General features: G+C 67.8%; 19 protein-coding genes and 1 tRNA gene. 10 read left to right on the forward strand and 10 right to left on the reverse strand.

Features of this window, described 5'->3' with window-relative positions; genetic code table 11:
• Positions 1–6: 6 nt before the first annotated feature.
• Entirely contained in the window at positions 7–840 is an 834-nt protein-coding gene (locus VMT65_RS06170; protein WP_326306929.1) for a DUF559 domain-containing protein, read from the forward strand.
• 88 nt (positions 841–928) lie between these two features.
• Here VMT65_RS06170 and VMT65_RS06175 read toward each other — a convergent pair whose 3' ends face one another.
• From VMT65_RS06175 to VMT65_RS06185, 3 genes are all read right to left on the reverse strand, one after another.
• A complete protein-coding gene (locus tag VMT65_RS06175; RefSeq protein ID WP_326306931.1) occupies positions 929–1,996 on the reverse strand; it encodes an amidohydrolase family protein in 1,068 nt (355 codons plus the stop codon).
• 46 nt (positions 1,997–2,042) lie between these two features.
• Positions 2,043–3,416 carry an FtsW/RodA/SpoVE family cell cycle protein gene (locus tag VMT65_RS06180; protein ID WP_442790178.1) on the reverse strand — a complete coding sequence of 458 codons (1,374 nt, stop codon included), beginning with the start codon at positions 3,414–3,416 and terminating at the stop codon, positions 2,043–2,045.
• Between the two features lie 74 nt (positions 3,417–3,490).
• Entirely contained in the window at positions 3,491–4,540 is a 1,050-nt protein-coding gene (locus VMT65_RS06185) for a hypothetical protein (protein WP_442790199.1), read from the reverse strand.
• 124 nt (positions 4,541–4,664) lie between these two features.
• Here VMT65_RS06185 and VMT65_RS38380 point away from each other — a divergent pair, with 124 nt between their 5' ends.
• Positions 4,665–5,606, forward strand: coding sequence for a ubiquinol-cytochrome c reductase iron-sulfur subunit (locus tag VMT65_RS38380; protein WP_442790179.1), 942 nt, complete (start codon positions 4,665–4,667; stop codon positions 5,604–5,606).
• Positions 5,607–5,611: 5 nt separating this feature from the next.
• On the opposite strand, the gene VMT65_RS06200 is transcribed toward VMT65_RS38380, so the two are convergent.
• The gene (locus VMT65_RS06200; RefSeq protein ID WP_326306934.1) at positions 5,612–6,613 is read right to left on the reverse strand and encodes a polysaccharide deacetylase family protein; all 1,002 of its coding nucleotides are present in this window, start codon (positions 6,611–6,613) and stop codon (positions 5,612–5,614) included.
• Positions 6,614–6,737: 124 nt separating this feature from the next.
• Between VMT65_RS06200 and VMT65_RS06205 the strand changes: the two genes are divergently transcribed.
• The gene (locus VMT65_RS06205) at positions 6,738–8,069 is read left to right on the forward strand and encodes a putative glycoside hydrolase (RefSeq protein ID WP_326306935.1); all 1,332 of its coding nucleotides are present in this window, start codon (positions 6,738–6,740) and stop codon (positions 8,067–8,069) included.
• A gap of 3 nt (positions 8,070–8,072) precedes the next feature.
• Here VMT65_RS06205 and VMT65_RS06210 read toward each other — a convergent pair whose 3' ends face one another.
• From VMT65_RS06210 to VMT65_RS06225, 4 genes are read right to left on the reverse strand one after another with little or no spacing between them, the layout of a single operon-like run.
• A complete protein-coding gene (locus VMT65_RS06210; protein ID WP_326306936.1) occupies positions 8,073–10,280 on the reverse strand; it encodes a hypothetical protein in 2,208 nt (735 codons plus the stop codon).
• On the reverse strand, positions 10,277–11,497 hold the full coding sequence (locus VMT65_RS06215) for a hypothetical protein (RefSeq protein WP_326306937.1): 1,221 nt from the start codon (positions 11,495–11,497) through the stop codon (positions 10,277–10,279). The genes VMT65_RS06210 and VMT65_RS06215 overlap by 4 nt, the downstream gene beginning before the upstream one ends.
• A gap of 10 nt (positions 11,498–11,507) precedes the next feature.
• Complete coding sequence (locus tag VMT65_RS06220; RefSeq protein WP_326306938.1) at positions 11,508–11,654, reverse strand: hypothetical protein; 147 nt, start codon at positions 11,652–11,654, stop codon at positions 11,508–11,510.
• Between the two features lie 9 nt (positions 11,655–11,663).
• Positions 11,664–12,782, reverse strand: coding sequence for a serine/threonine-protein kinase (locus tag VMT65_RS06225; RefSeq protein WP_326306939.1), 1,119 nt, complete (start codon positions 12,780–12,782; stop codon positions 11,664–11,666).
• 175 nt (positions 12,783–12,957) lie between these two features.
• Between VMT65_RS06225 and VMT65_RS06230 the strand changes: the two genes are divergently transcribed.
• Both VMT65_RS06230 and VMT65_RS06235 read left to right on the forward strand, forming a co-directional pair.
• Positions 12,958–13,030: transfer RNA gene (locus VMT65_RS06230), tRNA-Ala, on the forward strand.
• Between the two features lie 211 nt (positions 13,031–13,241).
• The gene (locus VMT65_RS06235) at positions 13,242–14,582 is read left to right on the forward strand and encodes an ammonium transporter (RefSeq protein ID WP_442790200.1); all 1,341 of its coding nucleotides are present in this window, start codon (positions 13,242–13,244) and stop codon (positions 14,580–14,582) included.
• Between the two features lie 88 nt (positions 14,583–14,670).
• Here VMT65_RS06235 and VMT65_RS06240 read toward each other — a convergent pair whose 3' ends face one another.
• Positions 14,671–14,871 (reverse strand): hypothetical protein, encoded by a 201-nt coding sequence (locus VMT65_RS06240; RefSeq protein WP_326306941.1) that lies wholly within the window; start codon positions 14,869–14,871, stop codon positions 14,671–14,673.
• 215 nt (positions 14,872–15,086) lie between these two features.
• On the opposite strand from VMT65_RS06240, the gene VMT65_RS06245 reads away from it, so the two are divergent.
• The gene (locus VMT65_RS06245) at positions 15,087–15,530 is read left to right on the forward strand and encodes a hypothetical protein (RefSeq protein ID WP_326306943.1); all 444 of its coding nucleotides are present in this window, start codon (positions 15,087–15,089) and stop codon (positions 15,528–15,530) included.
• On the opposite strand, the gene VMT65_RS06250 is transcribed toward VMT65_RS06245, so the two are convergent.
• A complete protein-coding gene (locus VMT65_RS06250) occupies positions 15,515–16,684 on the reverse strand; it encodes a YhgE/Pip domain-containing protein (RefSeq protein ID WP_326306944.1) in 1,170 nt (389 codons plus the stop codon). The genes VMT65_RS06245 and VMT65_RS06250 overlap by 16 nt on opposite strands.
• A gap of 283 nt (positions 16,685–16,967) precedes the next feature.
• Here VMT65_RS06250 and VMT65_RS06255 point away from each other — a divergent pair, with 283 nt between their 5' ends.
• The 4 genes from VMT65_RS06255 to VMT65_RS06270 all read left to right on the forward strand — a co-directional run bounded on the left by VMT65_RS06255 (position 16,968) and on the right by VMT65_RS06270 (position 21,839).
• On the forward strand, positions 16,968–17,192 hold the full coding sequence (locus VMT65_RS06255; RefSeq protein WP_326306946.1) for a hypothetical protein: 225 nt from the start codon (positions 16,968–16,970) through the stop codon (positions 17,190–17,192).
• 34 nt (positions 17,193–17,226) lie between these two features.
• Entirely contained in the window at positions 17,227–18,807 is a 1,581-nt protein-coding gene (locus tag VMT65_RS06260) for an AMP-binding protein (RefSeq protein WP_326306948.1), read from the forward strand.
• 87 nt (positions 18,808–18,894) lie between these two features.
• Entirely contained in the window at positions 18,895–20,847 is a 1,953-nt protein-coding gene (locus VMT65_RS06265) for a serine/threonine-protein kinase (protein ID WP_326306949.1), read from the forward strand.
• A gap of 83 nt (positions 20,848–20,930) precedes the next feature.
• Positions 20,931–21,839 carry a LysR family transcriptional regulator gene (locus tag VMT65_RS06270; RefSeq protein ID WP_326306950.1) on the forward strand — a complete coding sequence of 303 codons (909 nt, stop codon included), beginning with the start codon at positions 20,931–20,933 and terminating at the stop codon, positions 21,837–21,839.
• The last annotated feature ends 38 nt before the right edge of the window (positions 21,840–21,877 follow it).

Raw genomic sequence — 21,877 nt, forward strand, 5'->3', positions numbered from 1 at the left:
GGTTCGATGATCCGAACCCGGGCGGAATTGCTGGCGGCGGGGATTCCGGCCAGCACCATCGACAATCGGTGCCGGAACGGGGACTATCAACGCCTCCTTCCGGGTGTCCTGTCCACGGAGCCACCGGATTCGCTCGCGAAATGCCGGGCAATCATCGCCTGGCTGCCCGAAGCCGTCCTGAGTCATCGGACCGCCGCATGGCTGTGGGGCATGCTTCCCGAACCTGCCCGGCTGGAGGCAACCGTCCCCAAGCCGCGGTACCGTACGCCTCCGCCATGGCTGCACTTCTATCGCGGTGTGATCCCGGCGGATTGGGTCGCCGAAGCGCACGATCTACCGACGACACATCCGGCGCTCACCTTGCTGAACTGCCTAAGCGTGCTTCCCGCCCCGGACGCCGAGTCGCTGATCGACGAGCAGGTCTGCCGCTCCGTCCACCCGCAGGATGTGTTGCGCCTGTGCGATTCCGGACTGCGAGGCGGCAGGGCATTGCGAGAACAGTTGCGGGCAGCGGCGATCGACGCGGCGTCCGAGCCGGAACGAATCTTCGCCCGTGCCTTGAAACGTCGGGGGCTCAATATGCTGGCGAACCACCCGGTCGGGCCGTATAGGTGCGACTTCGTGGATGAGCGATCACGGACGATCGTGGAGATCGACGGACGCGAATTCCATAGCGCGCCAGGGGTGTTTCGGCGGGATCGGCGTCGACAGAATCAGTTGGTGCTCGATGGCTGGTTGGTGCTTCGCTACGCGGCGGGGGATGTGCTCGAACGGCCGGAGGAGTTGGCGACGGAAGTGGTCGAGGTCGTGCGCCGGCGCCGGCGGAGTCGGCGCGGATGAATGGGCCTATTCACGCCTTTTCCAAGGGTTTTTGGCAGGTTTCTGCCAAAACTGTGCCGTCTGGGGATGAATAGGCCCATTCTCGCTCCTACCGGCCGACAGGGATCCCCGCAGACCACACCTGCCGGATCGAACGGGTGGCGGTGATGTTGGACAGGGGGTCGCCTTCGATGAGGACCAAGTCCGCGCGCAGGCCCGGGGTGATGGAGCCGCGGTCGGTGAGGGCGAAGTGGTGGGCGGGGAGGGACGTTGCGGCGTTGAGGGCCTCGGCGGGGGAGAGGCCCGAACGGACCAGCAGTTCCAGTTCGTGGTGGAGGCTTTCGCCGAAGGTCGGGTTGATGGGGACGCCGGTGGAGGCGTTGGCGTCGGTGCCCGCGAGGAGGGGGACGCCCGCGGTGTGGAGGGCGCGGACATTGTCGAGGGCGGCGGGGAAGGACTCCGGGACGCCGCGGAAGGCGGTCATCGCTTCCATCATGGTGAGGGTGGGGATCACTACTCGGGATTCGGCGGCGATGCGGGCGATGTCGGTGGATGGCAGGAGATTTCCGACCGGGATGTGGGTGATGAAGTCGACGCCCGCGTCGACGGCGAGGGTGTAGGCACCGACGGTCGCGGCGTGGGCGATGACCCGGAGGTTTCGGGCATGGGCTTCGGCGACAACGGCTTTGGCGGAGGCCGGGTCGGGGCCGCCGTCGCCGGGGGCCTCGAGGACCAGTTTGATGTAGTCCGAGCCGGTGGAATGGCGTTGGGCGACCATGGGTTCGGCCTGGTCGGGCGAGTGGATGATCGCCTCCTCGCCGAGGAATCTGCTGTGCATGCCCTCGGGGCCGACGATGGCCAGGCCCGCGCTGCGAATATCGCAGGTGCCGACGGTGTTTCGCAGGGGAGCGACGGTGTCGGGCGGGCAGGCCATGTCGAGGGCCGTGGTGACGCCGAAGGCAGCCAGCTTGGCGGGGGTTTCGGCGTCGTTGACGTGCACGTGGGAGTCGATGAAGCCGGGGAGCAGGATCGTCCCGCCCGCGTCGAGGCGCTGTGCGCCGCCATCATCGGTGCCTATGACCGCGCCGTCGATGACAACGGTGGTCGGGTCGCTGAGCGTGCGGCCGTCGAAGACGCGGACATTGTCGAGGGCGGTCCGGTTGCTTGAAGAGGTCACCTGACCAGGATGCTCCGATTCCGCACGGGCGACAGCTCAATCGAGGTCAGCGGCGGCGTGGCAGCAGGCGACGGGACACGTGCTCGGTCATGGCCTCGGCGATGGGCGGGACGGTCGGCGTGGGCCGGGTGGGCGGCGGCGGGGCCGAGCGGGCGTCCGCGGAGATCCGGATGAGCAGCGCCAGAATGATGTAGTTGGCCAGCAGCGAGGAACCGCCGTAGGACATGAACGGCGTGGTGAGACCGGTCAGCGGAATCAGTTTGGTGACGCCGCCGACGACCACGAACAACTGCCAGCCGATGGAGAACGCCAGCCCGCCGCCGAGCAGCTTGCCGAAGGCGTCGCGGGTGGTGAGGGCCGCGCTGAAGCCGCGCACGCACAGGATCAGGAACAGCGCCAGCACCGCGCCCAGCCCGATCAGCCCGAGTTCCTCGCCGATGGTCGAGATGATGAAGTCGGTCTTGGCGAACGGCACGTCCTGCGGCCGCCCGCTGCCCAGCCCGGTCCCGGCGAGCCCGCCGGTCCCCATGCCGAACAGTCCCTGCGAGATCTGGTAGCCCGTCGTGTAATACGTGGCGAACGGGTCCTTCCACACCTCCACGCGCACCCGCACATGCCCGAACAGCTGATACGCGATGAACGCGCCGACGATGAACATGCCCAGCCCGATCAGCAGCCACGCCGCCCGCCCGGTGGCGATGTACATCATGGCCAGCACGGTGCCGAAGACCAGTAGCGAGAAGCCCAGGTTCTTCTCGTAGACGAGCACGATCACCGCGACGAAGGTGACCAGCAGCAGCGGCGCGAGATCGCGCAGGCGCGGGAAGGTCATGCCCACGACGCGTTTTCCGGCGCTGGTGAACAGCTCCCGATTCGCCACCAGGAAGGCCGCCACGAAGATGATGAGCAGCACCTTCGCGAACTCACCGGGCTGAATCGAGAATCCGCTCAGCAGAATCCAGCTCTTGCCGCCATTGACCTCGCTGAATCGCGACGGCAGCAGCGCGGGGATGAGCAGGGCGACCACACCGGCCAGCCCGCAGGTGTAGCCGTAGCGCGCGGGCTTGGTGTGGTCGGGGACGAACACCAGCACCAGCACGAACAGCAGCATGCCCAGCCCGGTCCAGATCAGCTGATGCGCCGAATCCGAGGACGGTATGGCCTTGCCCGCGTTCTTGGCGGTGACGGCCTCGGCGCGGTCGAGCCGGTCGATGAGCACCAGCCCGATGCCATTGAGCAGCACCACGCACGGCAGCAGCACCGGATCGGCCGCGGGTGCCCAGCGGCGCACGGCCAGATGCGACACCACCACGAACACCGTGAAAACCGCCAGCGCCCGACTGGCCTGGCCGTCGATTCCATTGCCGGTGGCCGAGGTCATGGCCAGATACGCGAAGGCGGTCAGGGCCAGTGCGGCCACGCAGAGAAGCAACTCGGCATTGCGCGGAACACGCCCTCTCGACTTCGCCGGGGGAGGGCTGTGCCGAAATGCGCTCACACCGAACAGTATCGCGTCCGGTAGCGGATGAGGAGCCAAAGCAGCAGGGCTTCGGCTATGGCGGTGAACACGGTCAGGAATTGGCTGAAATAACTGGCGAGGACATTCACCAAGGTCAGCGAGATGACGCTGGACCAGATGCCCAGCCGGACACCGATATCGGCGCGGCCGCGAATCCATGCCGCCGCCGCGACCGCGCAGCCGAGCCCGACCATGACCTCGGCGGCCGCGGCGATGCCCAAGCCCACCAAGGCCTTCCACCCGTGGTTCTGGGTGACGTCGAGGAAGTGGTTGACCGCGGTCCACGGCGAATGCCAGCCGGAGATCACGATGACGGCCAGCACCAGCCGCAGCAGCGTCCAGACGGCATGGCCGATGAGGACGGTGATCAGCAGGGCCGCGAGTGCCCGTTGCGGCAGCACCGTGTCCTCGAAGCGCCGGAACGCGTGCCGGATTCCGGTGAATCGGGAGGGCTGGGCGCGTTCGTGGGTCGTGCGCAGGTAGGTGTCGAGGGCATCGCAGAGCGCGACGGTGTCGGGGGTGAAGCCGCTGCGGTCCACGCGATCGAGGCTGTTCAGCAGGGTGTTCCGCTGTTCGACGCTGATCGGCGCGCCCACATCCATGCCGACCTGCGAGGTGACGTCGGCCAGCACCAGCGCGGGTGGGCGCACTCGGCTGCGGGCGGCATAGCGAGCGACCATCACGATGAGCAGGAAGGCCAGGTAGATGATGGGCGCGGCCAGCGGGAAGAAGTAATCGTTGTCGGAGGTGATGAATTTGCCGACCTCGTCGATGAACAGTCCCAGGCCGACCCCGGACAGCGCCGCCGCGGTGTTGAGCGCCGCGCGCCCGGCGAACAGGAACATCACCAGACAGGCGATGACCAGCAAGAGTCCGCCGAACAGCGCATGCGCGATGTGATAGGTTTTGCCGCCGATCTTCGGGTATCCCGAGGCCATCAGGTACAGCCGGGTGATCACCACGGTCAGTCCGAAACAGACGGCCATGATCGTGACCAATCGGCCGGATCCGGGCCGCCACCTCATCTTCGCCACACGCTCACCGAACACGGCATCCACCGTGGCACGAATTCGGCGACCGCGGGTATCGAACCGGACAGGTGGCTGGGTCGTTTCAACACCATCGGCGTGCCGAGCAATCGAGGTCACGATGAGTGTCGAGCACATGCGGCGCAGGGAGATCGTCGTCGCGGCGGGGGTGGTGATGGCGGCGGCCGCGTGCACGACCCAGCGCGCGACGTCGCCGAAAGCCGCAGACACCTCCGCCGCGACGGCTACGACCACGGTCGCGCCGACCACCACGAGCGTGGCGTCACCGCCGGAGACCACGGAAGCGCCCGCGGCCGAACCCGGTCCGGCTCCGGTCGACGGCACCGTGCTCGCGGGGACCGCACAGGTCCCGGTCGGCGGCGGCGTGATTCTCGGGGACACCGTGGTCACCCAGCCGAATGCCGGTAATTACCTGGCCTTTTCGACGGTGTGCCCGCATCAGGGCTGTGCGGTGAACGCGATTTCGGGCGGCGTGATCTCGTGTCCGTGCCACGGCAGCGCATTCGCCCTGGACGGTTCGCTGGTCCGGGGTCCGGCCACGCGGGGGCTCGCGGAGCGGGAGATCAGTGTGCGGGACGGCCAATTGATCGCCGGTCCCGCGCCCGCCCCGCCGGTCGCGCCCGCGGCCGAACAGCCGCAGGCGGCCGAGCCCGCGCCGGTGACGGTCACCGAGGAGGGCGCTCCGGAGAACGCGCTCGCCCGGACCTCGGACATCCCGGTGGGCGGCGGAGTCATTGTGGGCAATACGGTTGTCACGCAGCCCAACTCCGGCAACTACGTGGGGCTGTCGGTGATCTGCACCCATCTGGGCTGCGCGGTCAACGACATCTCGGGCGGCACCATCAACTGCCCGTGTCACGGCAGCAAATTCAATCTCGACGGCTCGGTGGCCGTGGGACCTGCCAGCCGCCCTCTCGATGGCCGTGAGGTGAGTGTCCAAGGCGACTGGGTGGTTTCGGGCGCGGGCGACCCCAACGCTCCTATCCCGCCGCCGAAACCCTGGTGGTGCGAGATCATTCCGCCGGGCTGCCTCGGCTGCTGAACGACTCAGTACGGCTGAGCGGTCGTGGACCAGCGCTGACCCAACTGTTCGGCCAGTGCGCGGGGGAACGAGACGTGGCCCGGATCGCCGTCGGAGGTGTAGCGGGCCGACGGGTTCGCGGCCAACCAGTCCAGCCAGTAGGTCGAGTCGAACGGGATCGGGCTGCGGCCGGAGCGGATTCGAGGGAGGGCCTTGGGGTCCATGGTCGTTGCGATGGGCGAGGGTGCGGGGTTCGCGCCGACCAGGAGAACGGCGTCGAAGGTGTAGGCGGTGTTGTCCCAGGACCCCGCGCTCGCCAGGGACTTGTCGGCGGGGTAGACGCCGAGCGGGAGTGCCATCGAACGGATGGGCGTGCCGGGTGCGGCGGCGGTGATGGCTCGCACGTTCTCGACAAGTTCGCGTTGGACATCGGTGGCATTCAGCTGACCCAGATTCGGGTGGGTGGCCGTGTGCGCGCCGATGTCGTAGCCGTGGCGGACCAGCCAGGGCAGGGCGCGCGGGTCGTCGCCGAAGGGATCGTTGTTGACGTAGAAGGTGGCGGTGGCCGCGAAATCCGGGTGGCGGGAATGGAATTGCTCGAGCAGGCCGACCGCACAGTCCGGGGTGGGGTCGCCGGAATCGGTGAGGGCGAGTTGGGTGCGGGTGGAATCGTCGAAGGTGAGTACCACCGGGTGGGTGCCCGCCGGCAGATCGATGCCGCCCGTCAGGTATTGGGCAATGGTGATCGGCCGGTAGTTCTCCGTGTACAGGCGGTCCAGTTCGGCGGTGAATTTCGCTGGCGTCTGGTCGTATTCGCCGCTCGGCTCGGCTTCGATCCGGTGATACATGAGGATCGGGATCTGGCCCAGCTCATTGGCGGCCACCGTGGCCGGGTCCGGCGGCCGGGAGGTCGGGGCCGGTGGCGTGGTGGCCGGGGGCGGCGCGGTGGCGGTCGTCCCCCCGCACGCGGTGGCGGTCGCGCACAGCAGCGCCGCCGTGACCATTCGCAGCATGGTCCACGCCTTCATCGCCGCAACGCTACGCTGCGACAACGGTTTTGAGTTGATCTCGGCGAAAAACGGCCGACACGTGCGCGCTCGGGTAATAGTGATGCCCAACAGGCGTCAGTGGAAGTTGGTGTGTACGTTGCTCATGCGACTCCGGTCGATCCGCCGTCGGCGCTCCGCCCTGCTCGCCGTCGGCGCGGTGCTGGTGCTGATACTCGCCGCCGCGGTGTTCGTCTTCGGGCGCAGCCGCCCGTCGGTCGCCACCGCCGAGACCGAGCCGCCGCGACTGGAGCTCGCGCCGCTGGCGGCCGCCACCTCCTATCGCGATCCGGTGCTGGTGCGCGGCAAGGCGGTCGGGGCGACCACGGTGGCCGTGGGCGACCGGTCGGTACAACCCGGGGCGGACGGCAGCTTCGAGCTCGCGCTGCCGCATGCCCCGCTCGACACCGTGCTGGTGGCGACCAACAAGGTGGGCGAGCGGACCACCGCGCCGGTGCAGGTGGAGGTGGCGCTGCCCCGGATTCGGGCCGTGCACGTCACCGCCTACGCGTGGGCCTACGACCCCATGCGCGAGGCCGTGCTGGACCTCGCGCGCGAGGGCCGCATCGACACCGTCGAACTCGATATCAAGGACGAGGACGGCATTGTCGGGTACGACTCGCAGGTGCCGTTGGCGCGCGAATCCGGAGCCGCCAGTACGATTTACGACGCCGGGGCGGCGCTGAAGCAGCTGCACGACATGGGGTTGAAGGTGGTGGGGCGCATCGTCGCCTTCCGCGATCCGACGCTGGCGAGTTGGGCCTGGCACAACGGGCACCCCGACTGGGTGATCCAGAATCCGGGCGGACAGCCCTACTCCAGCGGCTACGGCGCGATCGCCTTCACCAACTTCGCGAGCCCCGAGATCCGTTCCTACAACCGGGATCTCGCGGTGGAGGCGGCGCGGCTCGGCTTCGACGGGGTGATGTACGACTACATTCGGCGGCCCGACGGCGGCCTGTCGAGCATGCAGTTCCCGGGGCTCAGCGAGACGCCCTCGGAGTCGATCGCGGGCTTCCTGCGCGATATTCGGGAGCCGATCCACGCGGCGGGCGGGTCGCTCGGAGCCGCCGTCTTCGGAATCGCGGCGACTCGGCCGGACGAGATCGCGCAGGACATTCCGGCGATGGCGCGCTACGTCGACTATCTCGCGCCCATGCTCTATCCCTCGCACTGGCACGCGGGGGAATACGAGGTGGCCAATCCCAACTCCCAGCCCTACGACATCGTCTTCCGGTCGCTGCAGGACTTCCGGGCGCGCACCGAAGGGACCGCGGCGCAGATCATTCCGTGGTTGCAGGACTTCAGCCTCGGGGTGGCCTACGGCGACTCGGAGGTGCGCGCGCAGATCGATGCGACCCGCGCGGCCGGGTACAACGGGTACTTCATGTGGAATCCGGCCGTGAGCTATCACGGGGGTGGGCTGCCCACCGACTGACCGTCAGCGCCAGAACTGCCAGCGGGGTGATTCCCGTTCTCGGGGAAGGGAATTCCACGCATCGGTGCGATCCTCGGGCGGGGACAGGGTCAGTAGCGGCGCGATCGACTGGGGGAGGTCCAGGCGGACGCGGAGCCAGGGCCAGCCGCCGGACAGGGTCTGCGCCAGATCGTCCGGCGGCAGGTCGAGGGCGGCCACCGCGTGCAGGAGAACGGTTGGGGGCAGGTCCCATTGGCGGGCGCAGGCCGTGATCAGGGTGGGCAGCTGGTCGGGCGGGGTGGTGGCGAGAATGCGGTGCAGAACCTGCGGGCCGTCGGCGGCTCGGGTGCGGGCGATCAGACGGTCGACGACGTAGTCGAGGTCGGAATGCAGGGCCGCGCTGAGGGTTTCGCGGGCGTCTTCGAACAGGAGGGGCTCGTCGGCGGATTCGAGCAGGGCGGTCAGGTCGGAGTGCGACCAGTCGCGGCCGTTGCGGCGTCCGAATCCCCTACGGCGCGATCGGCTTGCGGCAGGGCGCGGTGTCGAGTCGGAGGCGTCGAGAACGACGAGTTCCTCGATCGGTTCCGGGAGGCCGAGGCGGCGGCGCAGGTCGCGCCAGGCCGGGTACAGGGCATCGACCAGTTCGGCCGGGTCGGAGCGGCTCAGGGTCAGGGCCTTCATCAGGGTGATGGCATCGAGCGCGGGGTAGCGGGCACATTCGGCGATGAGTGCGGGCAGCCGTTCGGGGGGAGCGCAGGCCAGGATCTGGTCGAGGGCGTAGCGGTCGCGTCCGTCGCAGGCCACATCGACGGCGACCTGGGCGACGATGGCGAGCTGGGAGTGCATGGCGGTGCGCAGCAGGTGACTGCTCGCGGTGGGGACGCCCGGATCGTCGACCTCGGCCCGTAACGCCCGGTGCAGCAGGGCGCGATCCCGTGAGCCGAGCGCGTGCGCCCGCAAGGTGCGGTGTCGGGTCAGGTATCCGGCGATCACCTGGCGGCGTTTGTGACTGCCGGTCGCCCAGTCGTCGTGCAGGCGCGGCCACACCGCCGCCGCGTCCGTCGCCGACAGCGGCCCGGTCTCCAAGCGGCGGCGAGCGGCGGCCACCACCGCTTCGCTGAGGTCGAAGCCGAGTTGGCGGGCGACCTCGGCGGTGCGGGCGCGATCTCGGGTGTCGGCCATGACGGTGTCGGTGAGGACCTTCTCGAAGGTCTTCCGGACGCTGGGGTGGTGATCGACCCGCGCCAGGGCCCGTGCCACGCCGGGTCTTCCGAGGGCGAGGCGGACGGCGCGGGTGGCGACGGTCTTGTCCTGGAACCAGTCCGGGCTCAGGTCGGGGTCGGTGATCACCTCGGCCAGCCGATCGTCGTCGAGCTCGACCGGGCTCATGGCGCGCAGGTGGCGGCGGTAGCACCAGGTGCCGATTTCCTCTGCGGTGGAAAGTGTTTCGGGCAGGCGGACGCCCGCTCGGCGATTTCCGATGATCTGCCGACCGAGTTGCACGAACGGATCGGACTCGTCGCCGCGGTCGCCCGGTGTGACGATGCGGCGTTCGCCCGTGGCTGGGTGGTGGCTGTCTCTGGTCACCGCGGTGATCGCGTGGTGCGAGGTCGGTGTGCTCGCCGTGCTGAAGGTCAAGTCCCGCAGGCTGTTCCGGGGCAGTATGCCGTACAGTGCCCGCAGCATGGCCAGCGCGTCCGTGGCGTGTTCGACCCGCAGTTCGACGGCGGGACCGCGACCGGCCAGGTGCGCGAGGGTATAGCCGAGCAGCGGGGCCAGCCAGTCCAGGTCGAGGTAGGCGTCGGCCGCCGCGTCGAACCCGGAATCATTGTCGTGCGGTGAATCCGGCAGTGTGTCCCAGCGATCGGTCGGGTAGCCGGGGTCGTCCAAGGTGGTGAGGAAGCGGCCGGAGTCGTAGAGCGCCAAGGTCTTCGCGCCGTCCATCACGCCGCGCTCACCGGCGACCACATGTGCCACGCAGGTGCCGGGCCGCGCGTTGGACGGTGTCTTCAACACGCCCACCGCCAGGCCCCGCGCCAGCGTGAACTCCAGCGCGAACGCCTCGGGCGAGGTCGGCACACCGTCCCAGGTGACGAGCTTTCCGAGCTCACGAGTGGTGGAACCCAGTGCGGCAGGCCAGTTTCCGGAGCGCGCCACCACGCCGACGCCGGTCCCGGAGGACTCCAGATTCACCACGGCCCAACCGCACAGCAGTTGCGCGAGACCCGTCATCTGTCCACCCGTAGGTGATCGATCCGATTGAGCATGTGGATGACCGGGTCCACGGCGGCGAACGGTTTGAAGACCGGGTAGGTGTTGTCGGCCCGCTTGCCGCAGCCGACGGCCGAGACCGGGAAGTAGCGGTTGTGCGGGAAGTGAATGGACAGGGTCGCGTCCACGGCCGGAAACAGTTTGCGCACAAGTGATCTCGTGGCGTCGGAGCGGTAGTCGATCTGGCCGGGCTGATACAGGTTGCCCGCGCCGTTGAGACTGTAGGGACTGTCGGCCCAGTCCACCGGCGGTGCGACGATCCCCACCTCGGGCAGGTTGATCAGCGACAGCAGATCGGATTTGGCGATAATGGTCGAGGCGTGCAGGCGCGGCGGCTCGATCGGCAGATCCAGCGGATAGCTGTTGGCGGTGCGCCACAGCTTCGCGATCTGATCGATCATCATCTTGGTGCGGCCGACCGTCTGGGAATGCTCGACACTATTGCTCAGACTGTCCTCGTTGGCCGGGTTGGCGTGCTCGCGCATCATGGCCAGGTACTGCTTGTTCAGCGTCGAGGGCACCACGAACCAGATGAAGTCGGCGACGGCCAGATGCGGGCTCACCTTGGCGGCGATCTCGGCGTCGGCGACGTCCTCGCCCGCCACGTCCACGAACGCCAGATTCACTGTGCGCCTGGTGGACAGCGACGTGAACTTGATGAGGATCGGCGCGCGGACCTGCCAGCCGCTCCACGCGTGCTGGGTCTGCTGCTGGGGCAGGGGTGGGCGGGGCGGCTGCGGTGCGCCGAGCGGGCCGATGCCGTTCTCCTGTCGGTGCGCGGGCGCGCCGACGTAGCCCCGCTTCTGGGTGTAGCCGATGGCCTGCCGGTTCATCAGCGTGTTCTCCAGCGCGGCAAGCATTTTCGTGGATCGCCGGGACGGCACGATGGACCACTCCCGGGCCAGCACCGGGTCGTTCATGACCGAGTAGATCATCGATACGATGAGATGCGTTTTGGACGAGGCGGATTCGCCGACGAAGCCGATCACCGTGGTCGGGTAGTCGAGGATCTCCTCGTCGATCTCGCAGCCGTTGGGGCAGCGTCGGTCCAGTCGCCGCGAATAGTCGCCGACGCGGGTGGCGAAGCCGCCATTGGGTTGGCGCAGCACCCAGATCCAAGAGCGGCGGGTGGAGTCGAATTTGAATTCGGCCAGGCAGTTCAGGCAGACGATGCGCACTGCGGGCACCTCAACGCAGCACGGTGTAGGTCAGCCACAGCAGCGTGACCAGGAAAGTACCCGCCCCAACCCCGGACGCCACCCGCAGCCAATGCCAGGCCCGGGATCCGGCGTACACGTACTGCTGCCAGGCCAGGCCCGCCCGTTGATGTTTCATCGCGATTCCTCAGAGATGGTTGGCGAGGGTGACGATCACCCAGGCGAGCAGCACGAAAACCAGCCAGCCCGCCACGATTCCGGTGAGGGCCGCGCCGAGCAGGACGCCGCCGATGTAGCGGGGATCGTCGCGGGTGAGTCCCTCGAGGACTCGTTGTCGGTATTCCAGTGCCGGGTGGACGAAGATGCCCCACAGACCGGTGGCGGGGAGGCGGACGCCCGGGTGCTCGGCGGGTCGGAGGGCGGTGCCATTGGTGCGCGGGGCCGGTCCGGTGAGGACGCTGGTGTGCGATCGCACCGGGACAGTGGTCGGGTCGGGCCTGGGGCCGTTGACCTTTCGGGTGATGTCGCGGGTCTCGGAATGCACGGCGTCGCGGAAGTAGTGCTGGAATTCCGCGGCCGATTGGAAACGTAGCGCGGGGTCGGGTGAGAGTGCTTGATCCAGCACCGATTTCAGCCGCGGCGGCAGGTTCGCCGGAGCGAAGACCGCCTCCAGCACCTCGGTGCACACCACCGCGAACGAGTACACGTCGCTGAGGTGGGTGAACCGCCCGTGTTCGAGATACTCGGGCGCGGAGTAGTTCTGCGTGCCCACCACCTGATGGGCGCGCGTGAGCCGCTGCATGTTCTCGCGCATCTCGATGGCAATGCCGAAATCGGCCAGCTTCGCGGTGCCGTCGCGGCAGATCATGATGTTCTCGGGCTTGATGTCCCGGTGCACCACCTGCTTGGAGTGCGCGTAGACGAGCCCGCTGAGCGCATCGGTCAGGATCCGCGCGATCTGTGGCAGCGCCCACGTGTCACGCCCCCGCATGTATTGCCGCAGATTCTCCCCGTGAATGAACTCCATCACCAGAAACGGTGACCTGCACCCGTTCTCGTCGAACACCCCCGAGTCGTGCAGCATCACAATGTTGGAGCAGTTCATCTGCGCCGCGATCCGCGCCTCCCGCTCGAACCGCTGCCAGGCCACCTGCTCGTCCTGCGCCCGCACCGCGAGACTCCCGGCATCGAGCACCTTGACCGCAACCTGCCTGCGCAACTGCCGATCCCAGGCATCCCAGACCTCGGCCATCCCGCCCTTGCCGACGAGCCCCCGCAACTCGTACCGGCCATTGATGAGCCTCACCCGCGTGCGACCTTCCCCGCGAAGCGGCCCGCGTACCCGCGACCCACCCCGGACGACAACGAATCACCCGCGAGTCTACGCGCGCCCGCCCACCCCCTGCCCAGCCGATTTGCATCACAGGGGCCCCCATGGTGTACCTTCTCCCAGTCGCTCGGAAACCGATCGGCAACCATCCGGGGCTATGGCGCAGCTGGTAGCGCACCACACTGGCAGTGTGGGGGTCAGGGGTTCGAGTCCCCTTAGCTCCACCGAACAGAACCGCCCGTGACCTCAGTAGAGGGCGCGGGCGGTTTCTTTACGGATGCGTTCGATGGGGTGGCGAATTCATCGGGTTGAAACGCCGGTGGGTTTTGGAGGAAACAGTGGTTCTCGATGCTGTGGCCCAATTCCCGTTGGATATGAGGTGCGAGTGTGAATTCGGGAGATACCGCTTGGGTGTTGGCCAGTGCGGCGCTGGTGATGTTGATGACGCCGGGGCTGGCGTTCTTCTACGGGGGCATGGTCGGCGGGAAGAGCGTGCTGAACATGCTGATGATGAATTTCATGTGCCTGGGGGTGGTGGGCACGCTGTGGCTGTTGTACGGGTACAGCGAGGCGTTCGGCAATGACGTCTTTCAGGGGCTGGTGGGTGGGATGTCGCATGCGCTGTTGCGGATGACGCAGGGGACGGTGTCCGGGCCGGCGGGACACCAGATTCCGACCATGGCGTTCGTGATGTTCCAGTTGATGTTCGCGGTCATCACGACGGCGCTCATCTCGGGGGCGATCGCGGGGCGGACTCGATTCTGGGCGTGGATGGGGTTCACCGTGTTGTGGACCACCGTCGTGTATTTCCCGGTCGCGCATTGGGTTTTCAGTTCGAGCGGGTTCACCGACACCGACGCGTCGGGGAATTCGTCGGATGTCGGGGGCTGGATTGTCAACCGGCTCAAGGCATTCGACTTTGCCGGTGGCACCGCGGTGCACATCAACGCGGGCGCGGCGGCGCTGGCGGTGACGCTGGTGATCGGCAAGCGGCACGGCTGGCCGCGCAGCATCACGCGACCGCACAATGTGCCGTTCACGCTGCTGGGCGCGTCGCTGCTGTGGTTCGGCTGGTACGGGTTCAATGCCGGATCCGCTTTGACCGCAGGTGATCTCGCGGCGCTGGCGTTCACCAATACCACCATCGCGACCGGTGCGGCGGCGCTGGCCTGGATCATTGTCGAGCAGGTGCGCGACGGCAATCCGACCACCATCGGGGCGTCGTCGGGTGCGGTCGCCGGGCTGGTGGCCGTCACGCCCGCCTGCGGCTTCGTCGGTCCGCTGGGGGCGCTGGTCATCGGCATCGCGGCGGGGGTGTGCTGCGCGCTCGCGGTGAGCCTGAAATTCAGCTTCGGCTATGACGATTCGCTCGACGTGGTCGGCGTACACCTGGTCGGCGGGCTGGTGGGGACGCTGTTGATCGGCATCTTCGCCGACGCCTCGGTGAATCCGGCGGGCGGCAACGGATTGCTCTACGGCGGCGGGATCACCCAGCTGCTCCGACAGTCCATCGCCGCACTCGCCGTGATGGGGTATTCGTTCCTGGCCACCCTGCTCCTGGCGTGGATCATCCACAAGCTCTTCGGCTTCCGCGTCGACCACGAGGCGGAGGCGAACGGCATCGACGAATCCGAGCACGCCGAATCCGCCTACGACGCCGCCTTCTTGGGCACCACCCTGGTCGCCACGCCGACCCACCCCCGCCCTCCGGCCCCACCCCAGCGCCGCCAACCCACACCCCGCCCAACCCCAAGACCCCGCGACCAGTACTGGTGATCGCCGACCCGGACATGGTCCGCGAGATCGACTCGGATGGGTTCGGTGACCGATCGGACAGGATCGGTCACCGGGGTACCCGTGGTGATCAGCAGACGATGACGCCGTTGGTGGGGGTGCAGGTGGCGCCGAACGAGCCGCTGGAGGGGAAGCCGGAGATGGGCTGGGGGGTTTGGAGTTGGGGTGCGGGCGGGTCGAGGGGGATATCGGCGGTGGCCGCGGTCGTGCCGAGGGTGAGCATGGCCGCGCCCGTGATGAGTGTTGCTGCTGCCAAGCGTGCGATGGACAAGTTCCGCTCCTCTGATCGGGGATTACGGAGCCGACGCTAGTGCGGTGAGCAGGGCGAGGGTTGCCGCGAATTCTGTTGTCCCCCAATGTCTGGGGCGTGGCAAGCAGGGACTTCTTCTGATGGTGGCGTGATCTGTCCGCTTGTTGGCGCGTACTATCCCGTCTCCCAAATGGCGTTGTAAGGCCGTTGAAATGTTGGGTGGGGACGATGGCCGGGTGATAGGGAGATCTGTTCTCGCGGCGGGCGCTGGCGTTCTGATGGCGGTGGCCGTCGGTGGCAGCGCGCACGGCATGCCTGCCGAATTGCTTCAATTTCGTTCGCCGTCAGGCAATATCGTCTGTCAGTTCACCACCGCCATCGGTGGGGGCGACAGCGTTGTCTGCGATGTCGCCGATTACACCTACACCCCGCCGCCCCGTCCGGACTGGTGCCAGAGCGGCAGTTGGGGTGCTCATATCGCGCTGAACGAGGGCAGTGCGCCCGCGTTCGGTTGTGGCAGTGTCGCGGTGGCGGCCGATGGGCTGCCCACGCTGTATTACAACCATTCCACGACCGTGGGCAATCTGACCTGCCTGAGCATGCCCGAGGGCATCACCTGCACCGACGCCACCACCGGTCACAAGTTCCGGATTGCCCGGGAGTCCTACGAGTTGGGCTGAGGCCGGTGGTGGTTGTGCAGGCGGTCGTAGCCGAGGGTGGTGAGGATGCCGATCGCTAATGCGAAAGCCGTTCCGGCGGTGCACATGAGGACGGCGCGGGTGAGGCCGGCGTCGGCGCGGGCATCGAAGTAGAGGATCGACCGGATGCCCAGGAAGACCTGGTGCATGGGCTCGAAGGCGGCGAGGATGCCGTAGGGGCGCGGGGCCGCCTCGATGGGGATGATGCCGCCCGAGGAGGGGAGGCCCAGCGCGACGAAGAGCAGCATGTTGATCGGCATGCCGAGGTTGGTCAGGGTGGGGGCGCGCAGGGCGGTGGCCAGGGTGGATACGACCGTCAGGTTCGCCAGTGCGGTCATGCCGATGGCCAGGGAGGCGAAGGTGCTGAAGCAGTACAGGATCAGCGGATGGGTGATCGGCATGCCGAGCCATCGCGCGATGAGTTGGTACACGCCCGCCATGGTCAGCGCGACCACCGCGGCGAGTGCCCATTTGAACAGCAGCACCCGCCATTTCGACGGCGACCCACCGTCTTTCACCGCGGCGTCGACGCCGCCGCTGATCAGTGAGCTGGCGGTGAACCCGGCGAACACCACCAGCAGCGTGTAGTAGAAGGCGGAAATGCCGTTGGCGGTCCCCGCGGGCAGCGGCTGGAACTGGCCGACCTGCACGCGAATTGGTTCGGTGAGACCGGCCAGGGCCGCGTCGGAGAGCGGTACGCCATTGGCTCGGGCGCGGCCGATCGACTCGGTGCCGAGGTCCCGGTTGATTCGATCGAGGATCGGTGTGACGAGCTGCACGGTCAGGGTGACGGCGGTCGTGCCCGCCCGCGGGTTGGTCTGGATGTCGAGCTGTGGCGGGGTGCCGTCACCGGCCGCGAGCCCGTCGAGGGCGCTGAGTCGGGCGGTGAAATCCGGGGGAATCAGGATCGCGCCGTACACTTTTCCGGCCGCCATCAGATCATCCGCGACGGCGGCCTCGACGAGCCGCACCCGCACCTGGTCGGTGGGCAGGCCCGCGACGACCGCATCCGCGACTCGTCCGCCGTACCCACCCCGATCGGCGTTCACCACGACCAGCGGGTAGTCGTGCAAATGCCGCTGAGGATCGAGAACGCTCCCGAGATACGACAGCGCCAACAGGCTCAGCAACCCCATAGCCACCACCAGGGGAACCGCCCAAAACTTGTGGTCCCAGCTCCTGCCCCCGTGATCCGCAGCCCCCTCGTCGGTCGTCGGCAGCACAGCTGGTGACGCTAACAGCTGGCCACCTTGGTCCGGCGGGAAGAATCGCGGCGTGTTCGCGAACTCGCGCCGGACCAGGGTTGGATACCGATACGGCGACCGATACGGGTTGGTTGTGCGGAGTTGTTGTGGCAGTACAGAATTCCGTGGTCAAGATCACTTATGTCGCCTGTGAGCGGCAGGGGGAGGAAAACCCATGACCATCAAGAGCGCACTCGTTCGCACCGGCCTGGGCGTGGCCGTTGTCGCCGCGGCCATCGTGGCCACCGCGGGGACCGCGTCGGCCGAGATCACGCTCGAGCCGACCGCCGTGAACCAGCAGAATGCCGACATCAGCGGGTTCGGGTCGGGGAGTGCCGCGGGTTCCGGTCACGCGCTCGGCGAGATGATCGGACGTTTGCTGTTCCACAACGACAACTGATCCGCGGGGTCGGCGCGATGGCAGACTGGCGGCTGTGAGCGATGCCGCGTCGAAGACGCCGACCCTGATCTGCGGTGGACGCCGCCGTGCCCAGCCCGATGCGCTCGAACGAGCGGGGCGGCTGGGTGCCGCGGTGTTGGCGGCGGGGGTCGGGCGCGGGGACAAGTGTGTGATCATGGCGCGCAACGACATCGAGTTTCTCGAGGTGTCGGTCGGAATCGCGTCCACCGGTGCGAACCCGCTGCCGATCAATACCCGTTGGACCGGTCCCGAGGTGGCGCACGTCCTGACCGACGCGAAGGTGCGAATGATCTTCGCGCACACCGAATTCGTGCCCGTGGTGGAGGCGGCGCGTGAGCTCGCCGCGAGCGACGCGCGGATCGTCGAGATGGCCATGCCGGTGGAGTTGCTCGCCGAAGGTGGATGGGATCGGAAGTTGGCCGAGCCCACCGGCCGTCACGAGCTGCTCGAGGAATTGATTGCGGCGCAACCCGATCCGGTCGGACACATCGAAGGCGCGATCGCCGACAGCATGGGCGTCATCTATACGTCGGGTACCACCGGGAAGCCGAAAGGTGTTGCGCGCGAGAAGATGACGCCGCAACAGCTGCTCACCATCGCCGGGGCGAACGCGCAGCGCGCGGGCCTTGCGCCGGGCGTGCCGATGCTGGTGGCCGGGCCGCTGTACCACACCAGTCCGAACGCGTTGGCCGTGCTCGGCCTGCGCATGGGCGCGGAGATCGTGATCATGCCCAAATGGGATGCGCGCAAGTTCCTGCGACTGGTCGACACCCATCGCATTCGGCAGGTGAAGATCGTGCCCACCATGATCTCCCGCATTCTGAGCGTGCCCGCCGAAGAACGCGCGACCTACGATCTGTCGAGCCTGACCCACGTCATCCACTCCGCCGCCCCCTGCCCGCCCGCGCTCAAACGGGCCGCCATCGAGTTGTTCGGGGATGCGCTGTGGGAGTTCTACGGGTGTAGCGAAGCGGGCACCATCACCTGGATCAGCGCCAGCGAATGGCTCACGCACCCGGGCAGCGTCGGCCGCCCCGCCGACGGATCGGCGGTCACGATCGCCGACGAAGACGGAAACCCCTTGCCCGCAGGCGAACTCGGATGCGTCTATGTGCGCGGCGCGGACTACTGGCCGCGATTCGAGTACCTCAACCTGGGTGCGCCGTCCTCGGCGGTACCCGGCATGCTGTGGGTCGGAGACCTCGGCTACCTCGACGCCGACGGCTACCTGTACCTGACCGGCCGCGACTCCGAGGTGGTGATCAGAGGCGGGGTCAACATCTATCCCGCCGAGATCGAGAACACCATCATCGCCCTGGAAGACGTCGAGGACGTCGCGGTGTTCGGTGTCCCCGACAGCGGCGACCTGGGCGAGGCCGTCGCCGCCCACATCCAACCGCGCCCCGGCGCACACCTCGCGGAATCCGTTATCCGCGAAGCACTCTCGTCCCAACTGGCCGACTACAAGGTCCCCACCCACATCCGCATCGTCGATTCCCTGCCCCGCGACGACAGCGGCAAGGTCTACAAGCGCCAGCTCCGGACCGAGTACACCGCGCGCCATTCCGTGACATCCGGTGCCGAGATGGCGTGACACCGCCTCGGTTCGCCCCGCTCAGCTGTCTGATTCGGTTACCATGTGCGCGCGTAACAGGCAGTGCAATGGGGGATGTGGACGGGCGTGGAGACGGGGACTCCTTTCGGGCACTATCGGCTGCTTCGTGTGCTGGGCGAGGGTGGGATGGGTCGGGTGTACGAGGCGTTCGACACCCGCAGCGACCGAGTGGTCGCGCTGAAGGTCCTGCCCTCGCATTCCGCCTCCGATCCACAGTTCCGCGAACGATTTCGGCGTGAATCCCGTGCCGCCGCGGGACTGAACGACCCACACGTGATCCCCATTCACCAGTACGGGGAGATCGAGGGTCGGCTGTATCTGGATATGCGACTGGTGCAGGGCGTGAGCGTGGATGCCGTGCTCGCGCAGGGCGGTCCGATGTCGCCCGCGGCGGCGGTCTCGGTGGTGAGCCAGGTCGCGTCGGCATTGACGGCGGCGCACGCGCAAGGGCTGGTCCACCGAGATGTGAAGCCCTCCAATATGTTGCTGTGCGCGGACGCCTTCGTCTATTTGATCGACTTCGGCCTCGCGCGCACCGCGGGCCAGGCCGGGCTGACGGGTTCGGGTGCCGCGATCGGGACCTTCGCCTACATGTCCCCCGAACGACTGGCCGGGGTCGCCGATGCCCGGTCGGACGTCTACGCGCTCACCTGCTCGCTGTACGAATGCCTCACCGCCACAAAGCCTTTTCCCGGCACCAGCCTGGAACACCAGATCACCGCGCACCTGGTCAACAACCCGCCCCGGCCCAGTCAGGTCCGGCCCGAGGTGCCCGCCGCGTTCGACGAGGTCATCGCGCGCGGCATGGAGAAGAATCCGGACAAGCGCTATCAGACCGCCGCCGAACTCGCGGAGGCGGCCCGACAGGCGCTCGCCGAGCCCGTCGCTGTCGCATCCGTCGACATGCCGCAGCCCGCGGAACAGCAAGTCGCCCAGGCTGTTCCAGCGCCACCGGCGGCGCTCGTGATGACCGAGAAGTCCGAGATCCCGACCCCGGCAGGCAAGAAGCCGCGGCGCGGACGGGCGCTGCTCATCCTGTCCGTCGCGCTCGCGGTGCTGGCGACGACCTCGTGGTTCGCGACACGCAGTGAGCAATCGAGCAGTGCCGCAACGACTCCCACCACCGCATCGCCCACCCTCCCGGAGGCCCCCTCCTTCACGGTCGGGAACAACCCCGAGGATGTGGTGCTGGACCCGTCCACTCACACCGCCTACGTCGGCAACAATGACGTCGGGTCGATCTGGGTGGTCGACACGGTGTCGCACACCGTCACCGCCACCGTGCAGGTCGGACGCTCCGCGCTGTCGGCCATGGTGCTCGATCCGCAGACCCACACCCTCTACACCAGCGGCGTCGGCTCGATTTCGGTGGTGGACACGAAGTCCCGCTCCGTCACGGCCACCATCACGGTCGGCCACTCCGCCCTGCAGGGCATCGCCCTGGACCCCGCCGCGCACGCGCTCTACGCCAGCGACGGGCTGTCGATCGCGGTGATAGACACCGTATCTCGCGCGGTGACCGCCTCGTTCGCGGTCGGCAGGTACGCCAGGCAGATGGAGGTGGACCCGGTCACCCACACCATCTACGCCATCAACTACCACGACGGTTCGGTCTCCGAGATCGACGCGGCCTCCGGATCGGTCACCGCCACGATCAAGGTCGGCAACAACCCCAAGCGGCTGGTGCTGGACCCGGCCCTGCGCACCGCCTATGTGGCGAACTACGACGACGGCACGGTCTCGGTCATCGACACCGCCTCCCACACCGTGACCGCGACCGTCGGCCTCGGCCGAACACCCATCGGCGCAATGGGAGTCGCGCTGGACCCCGGCACCCACACCGTCTACGCCACCAATGTCACCGAGGGCACGGTGTCGATCATCGATGGCACGTCCCACCTGGTCACCTCCACCGTCACGGTCGGCGAGTCCCCACTCGACGTCGCCGTCGACCCGTCCACCCACACCGCCTACGTCGTCGACAACCGCAGCGGCTCGCTGTCGGTGATCGACCGATAGCCGCCCAACGGCAATCCGGTGGCGCGTTCGGTCCGGTGGCCAATATGCTGGCGGCGTTTAGTTCGGCTCAATGATTGGTGCGCATGGTCGACCGGCTGGGGATCGAGGCTTTTCTGGTTCTCGCGGAGGAACTGCATTTCGGCCGGACCGCGGAGCGCCTGCATGTGACCACGGGCCGGATCAGTCAGACGATTCAGAAGCTCGAACGGAATATCGGGGCACCGCTTTTCGAGCGGACCAGTCGGAAGGTACAGCTCACGCCGCTGGGGACGCGGTTGTACGGGCGGCTGCGGCCCGCGTACGACGGGATCGTGGCGGGGCTCGCGGAGGCTCGGGCGTTCGCGCGCGGGGCGTGCGGGGCGCTGCGGGTGGGGTTCGTCAGTTCGGCGACCGGGCAGTTGGCGATTCGGGCGGCCGTGCTGTTCGAGGAGCGGTATCCGGGGTGGGAGGTCGAGCCCAAGGAGGTCACCCCGACCGACTGCCTGAAGGTGTTGCGAGACCGGGATATCGACATTCTGCTGGTGTCCCTGCCGCACGAGGAGCCCGATATGGTGACCGGTCCGGTGCTCTTCGCCGAGAGCCGGGTGCTGGCCGTCGCCGCCGCGCACCCGTATGCCGGACGCGCGAGTGTCACCATGGACGATCTCGCCGGGATCGACCTGCTGCGCATGACACCCACCGGCAACTTCCCCAACGGCTGGCGCGCCGACCGCGGCGAACGCGACACCGGCGCGCAATTCGACACCCTCGCCGAGGCATTGGGCCTGATCGGAGCGAATCGCGGCGCGTACGTCTTCGGCCAGCAGGTGGTCTGCTTCCACAGCCGACCCGACGTCCGCTATCTCCCGATCCTGGATGCCCCGCCGGTGGAATGGGCCCCCACCTGGCTGACCGAGCGCGACACCGACGTCATCCGGGGCTTCGTCGACGCCGCGCGCGAGGTCCCGTTCCGCGACACCGCGCAATGCCAGCCGATCCTTGAGCCCAGTTAAACGCTCATGTCATGTATCGATCTTGTTCCCGCCCACCG

The sequence above is a fragment of the Nocardia sp. CDC153 genome (genome assembly GCF_035818515.1).
In the GTDB taxonomy this organism is placed as follows: Bacteria; Actinomycetota; Actinomycetes; order Mycobacteriales; family Mycobacteriaceae; genus Nocardia.

Bases quoted from the DNA above. Each gene is read 5' to 3' on its own strand.
- VMT65_RS06170 (WP_326306929.1), top strand. From the start codon at position 7: ATGATCCGAACCCGGGCGGAATTGCTGGCGGCGGGGATTCCGGCCAGC.
- VMT65_RS06185 (WP_442790199.1), bottom strand. From the start codon at position 4,540: ATGAGGTGGCGGCCCGGATCCGGCCGATTGGTCACGATCATGGCCGTC.
- VMT65_RS38380 (WP_442790179.1), top strand. From the start codon at position 4,665: ATGAGTGTCGAGCACATGCGGCGCAGGGAGATCGTCGTCGCGGCGGGG.
- VMT65_RS06200 (WP_326306934.1), bottom strand. From the start codon at position 6,613: ATGAAGGCGTGGACCATGCTGCGAATGGTCACGGCGGCGCTGCTGTGC.
- VMT65_RS06205 (WP_326306935.1), top strand. From the start codon at position 6,738: ATGCGACTCCGGTCGATCCGCCGTCGGCGCTCCGCCCTGCTCGCCGTC.
- VMT65_RS06210 (WP_326306936.1), bottom strand. From the start codon at position 10,280: ATGACGGGTCTCGCGCAACTGCTGTGCGGTTGGGCCGTGGTGAATCTG.
- VMT65_RS06220 (WP_326306938.1), bottom strand. From the start codon at position 11,654: ATGAAACATCAACGGGCGGGCCTGGCCTGGCAGCAGTACGTGTACGCC.
- VMT65_RS06235 (WP_442790200.1), top strand. From the start codon at position 13,242: ATGTTGATGACGCCGGGGCTGGCGTTCTTCTACGGGGGCATGGTCGGC.
- VMT65_RS06250 (WP_326306944.1), bottom strand. From the start codon at position 16,684: ATGGGGTTGCTGAGCCTGTTGGCGCTGTCGTATCTCGGGAGCGTTCTC.
- VMT65_RS06255 (WP_326306946.1), top strand. From the start codon at position 16,968: ATGACCATCAAGAGCGCACTCGTTCGCACCGGCCTGGGCGTGGCCGTT.
- VMT65_RS06270 (WP_326306950.1), top strand. From the start codon at position 20,931: ATGGTCGACCGGCTGGGGATCGAGGCTTTTCTGGTTCTCGCGGAGGAA.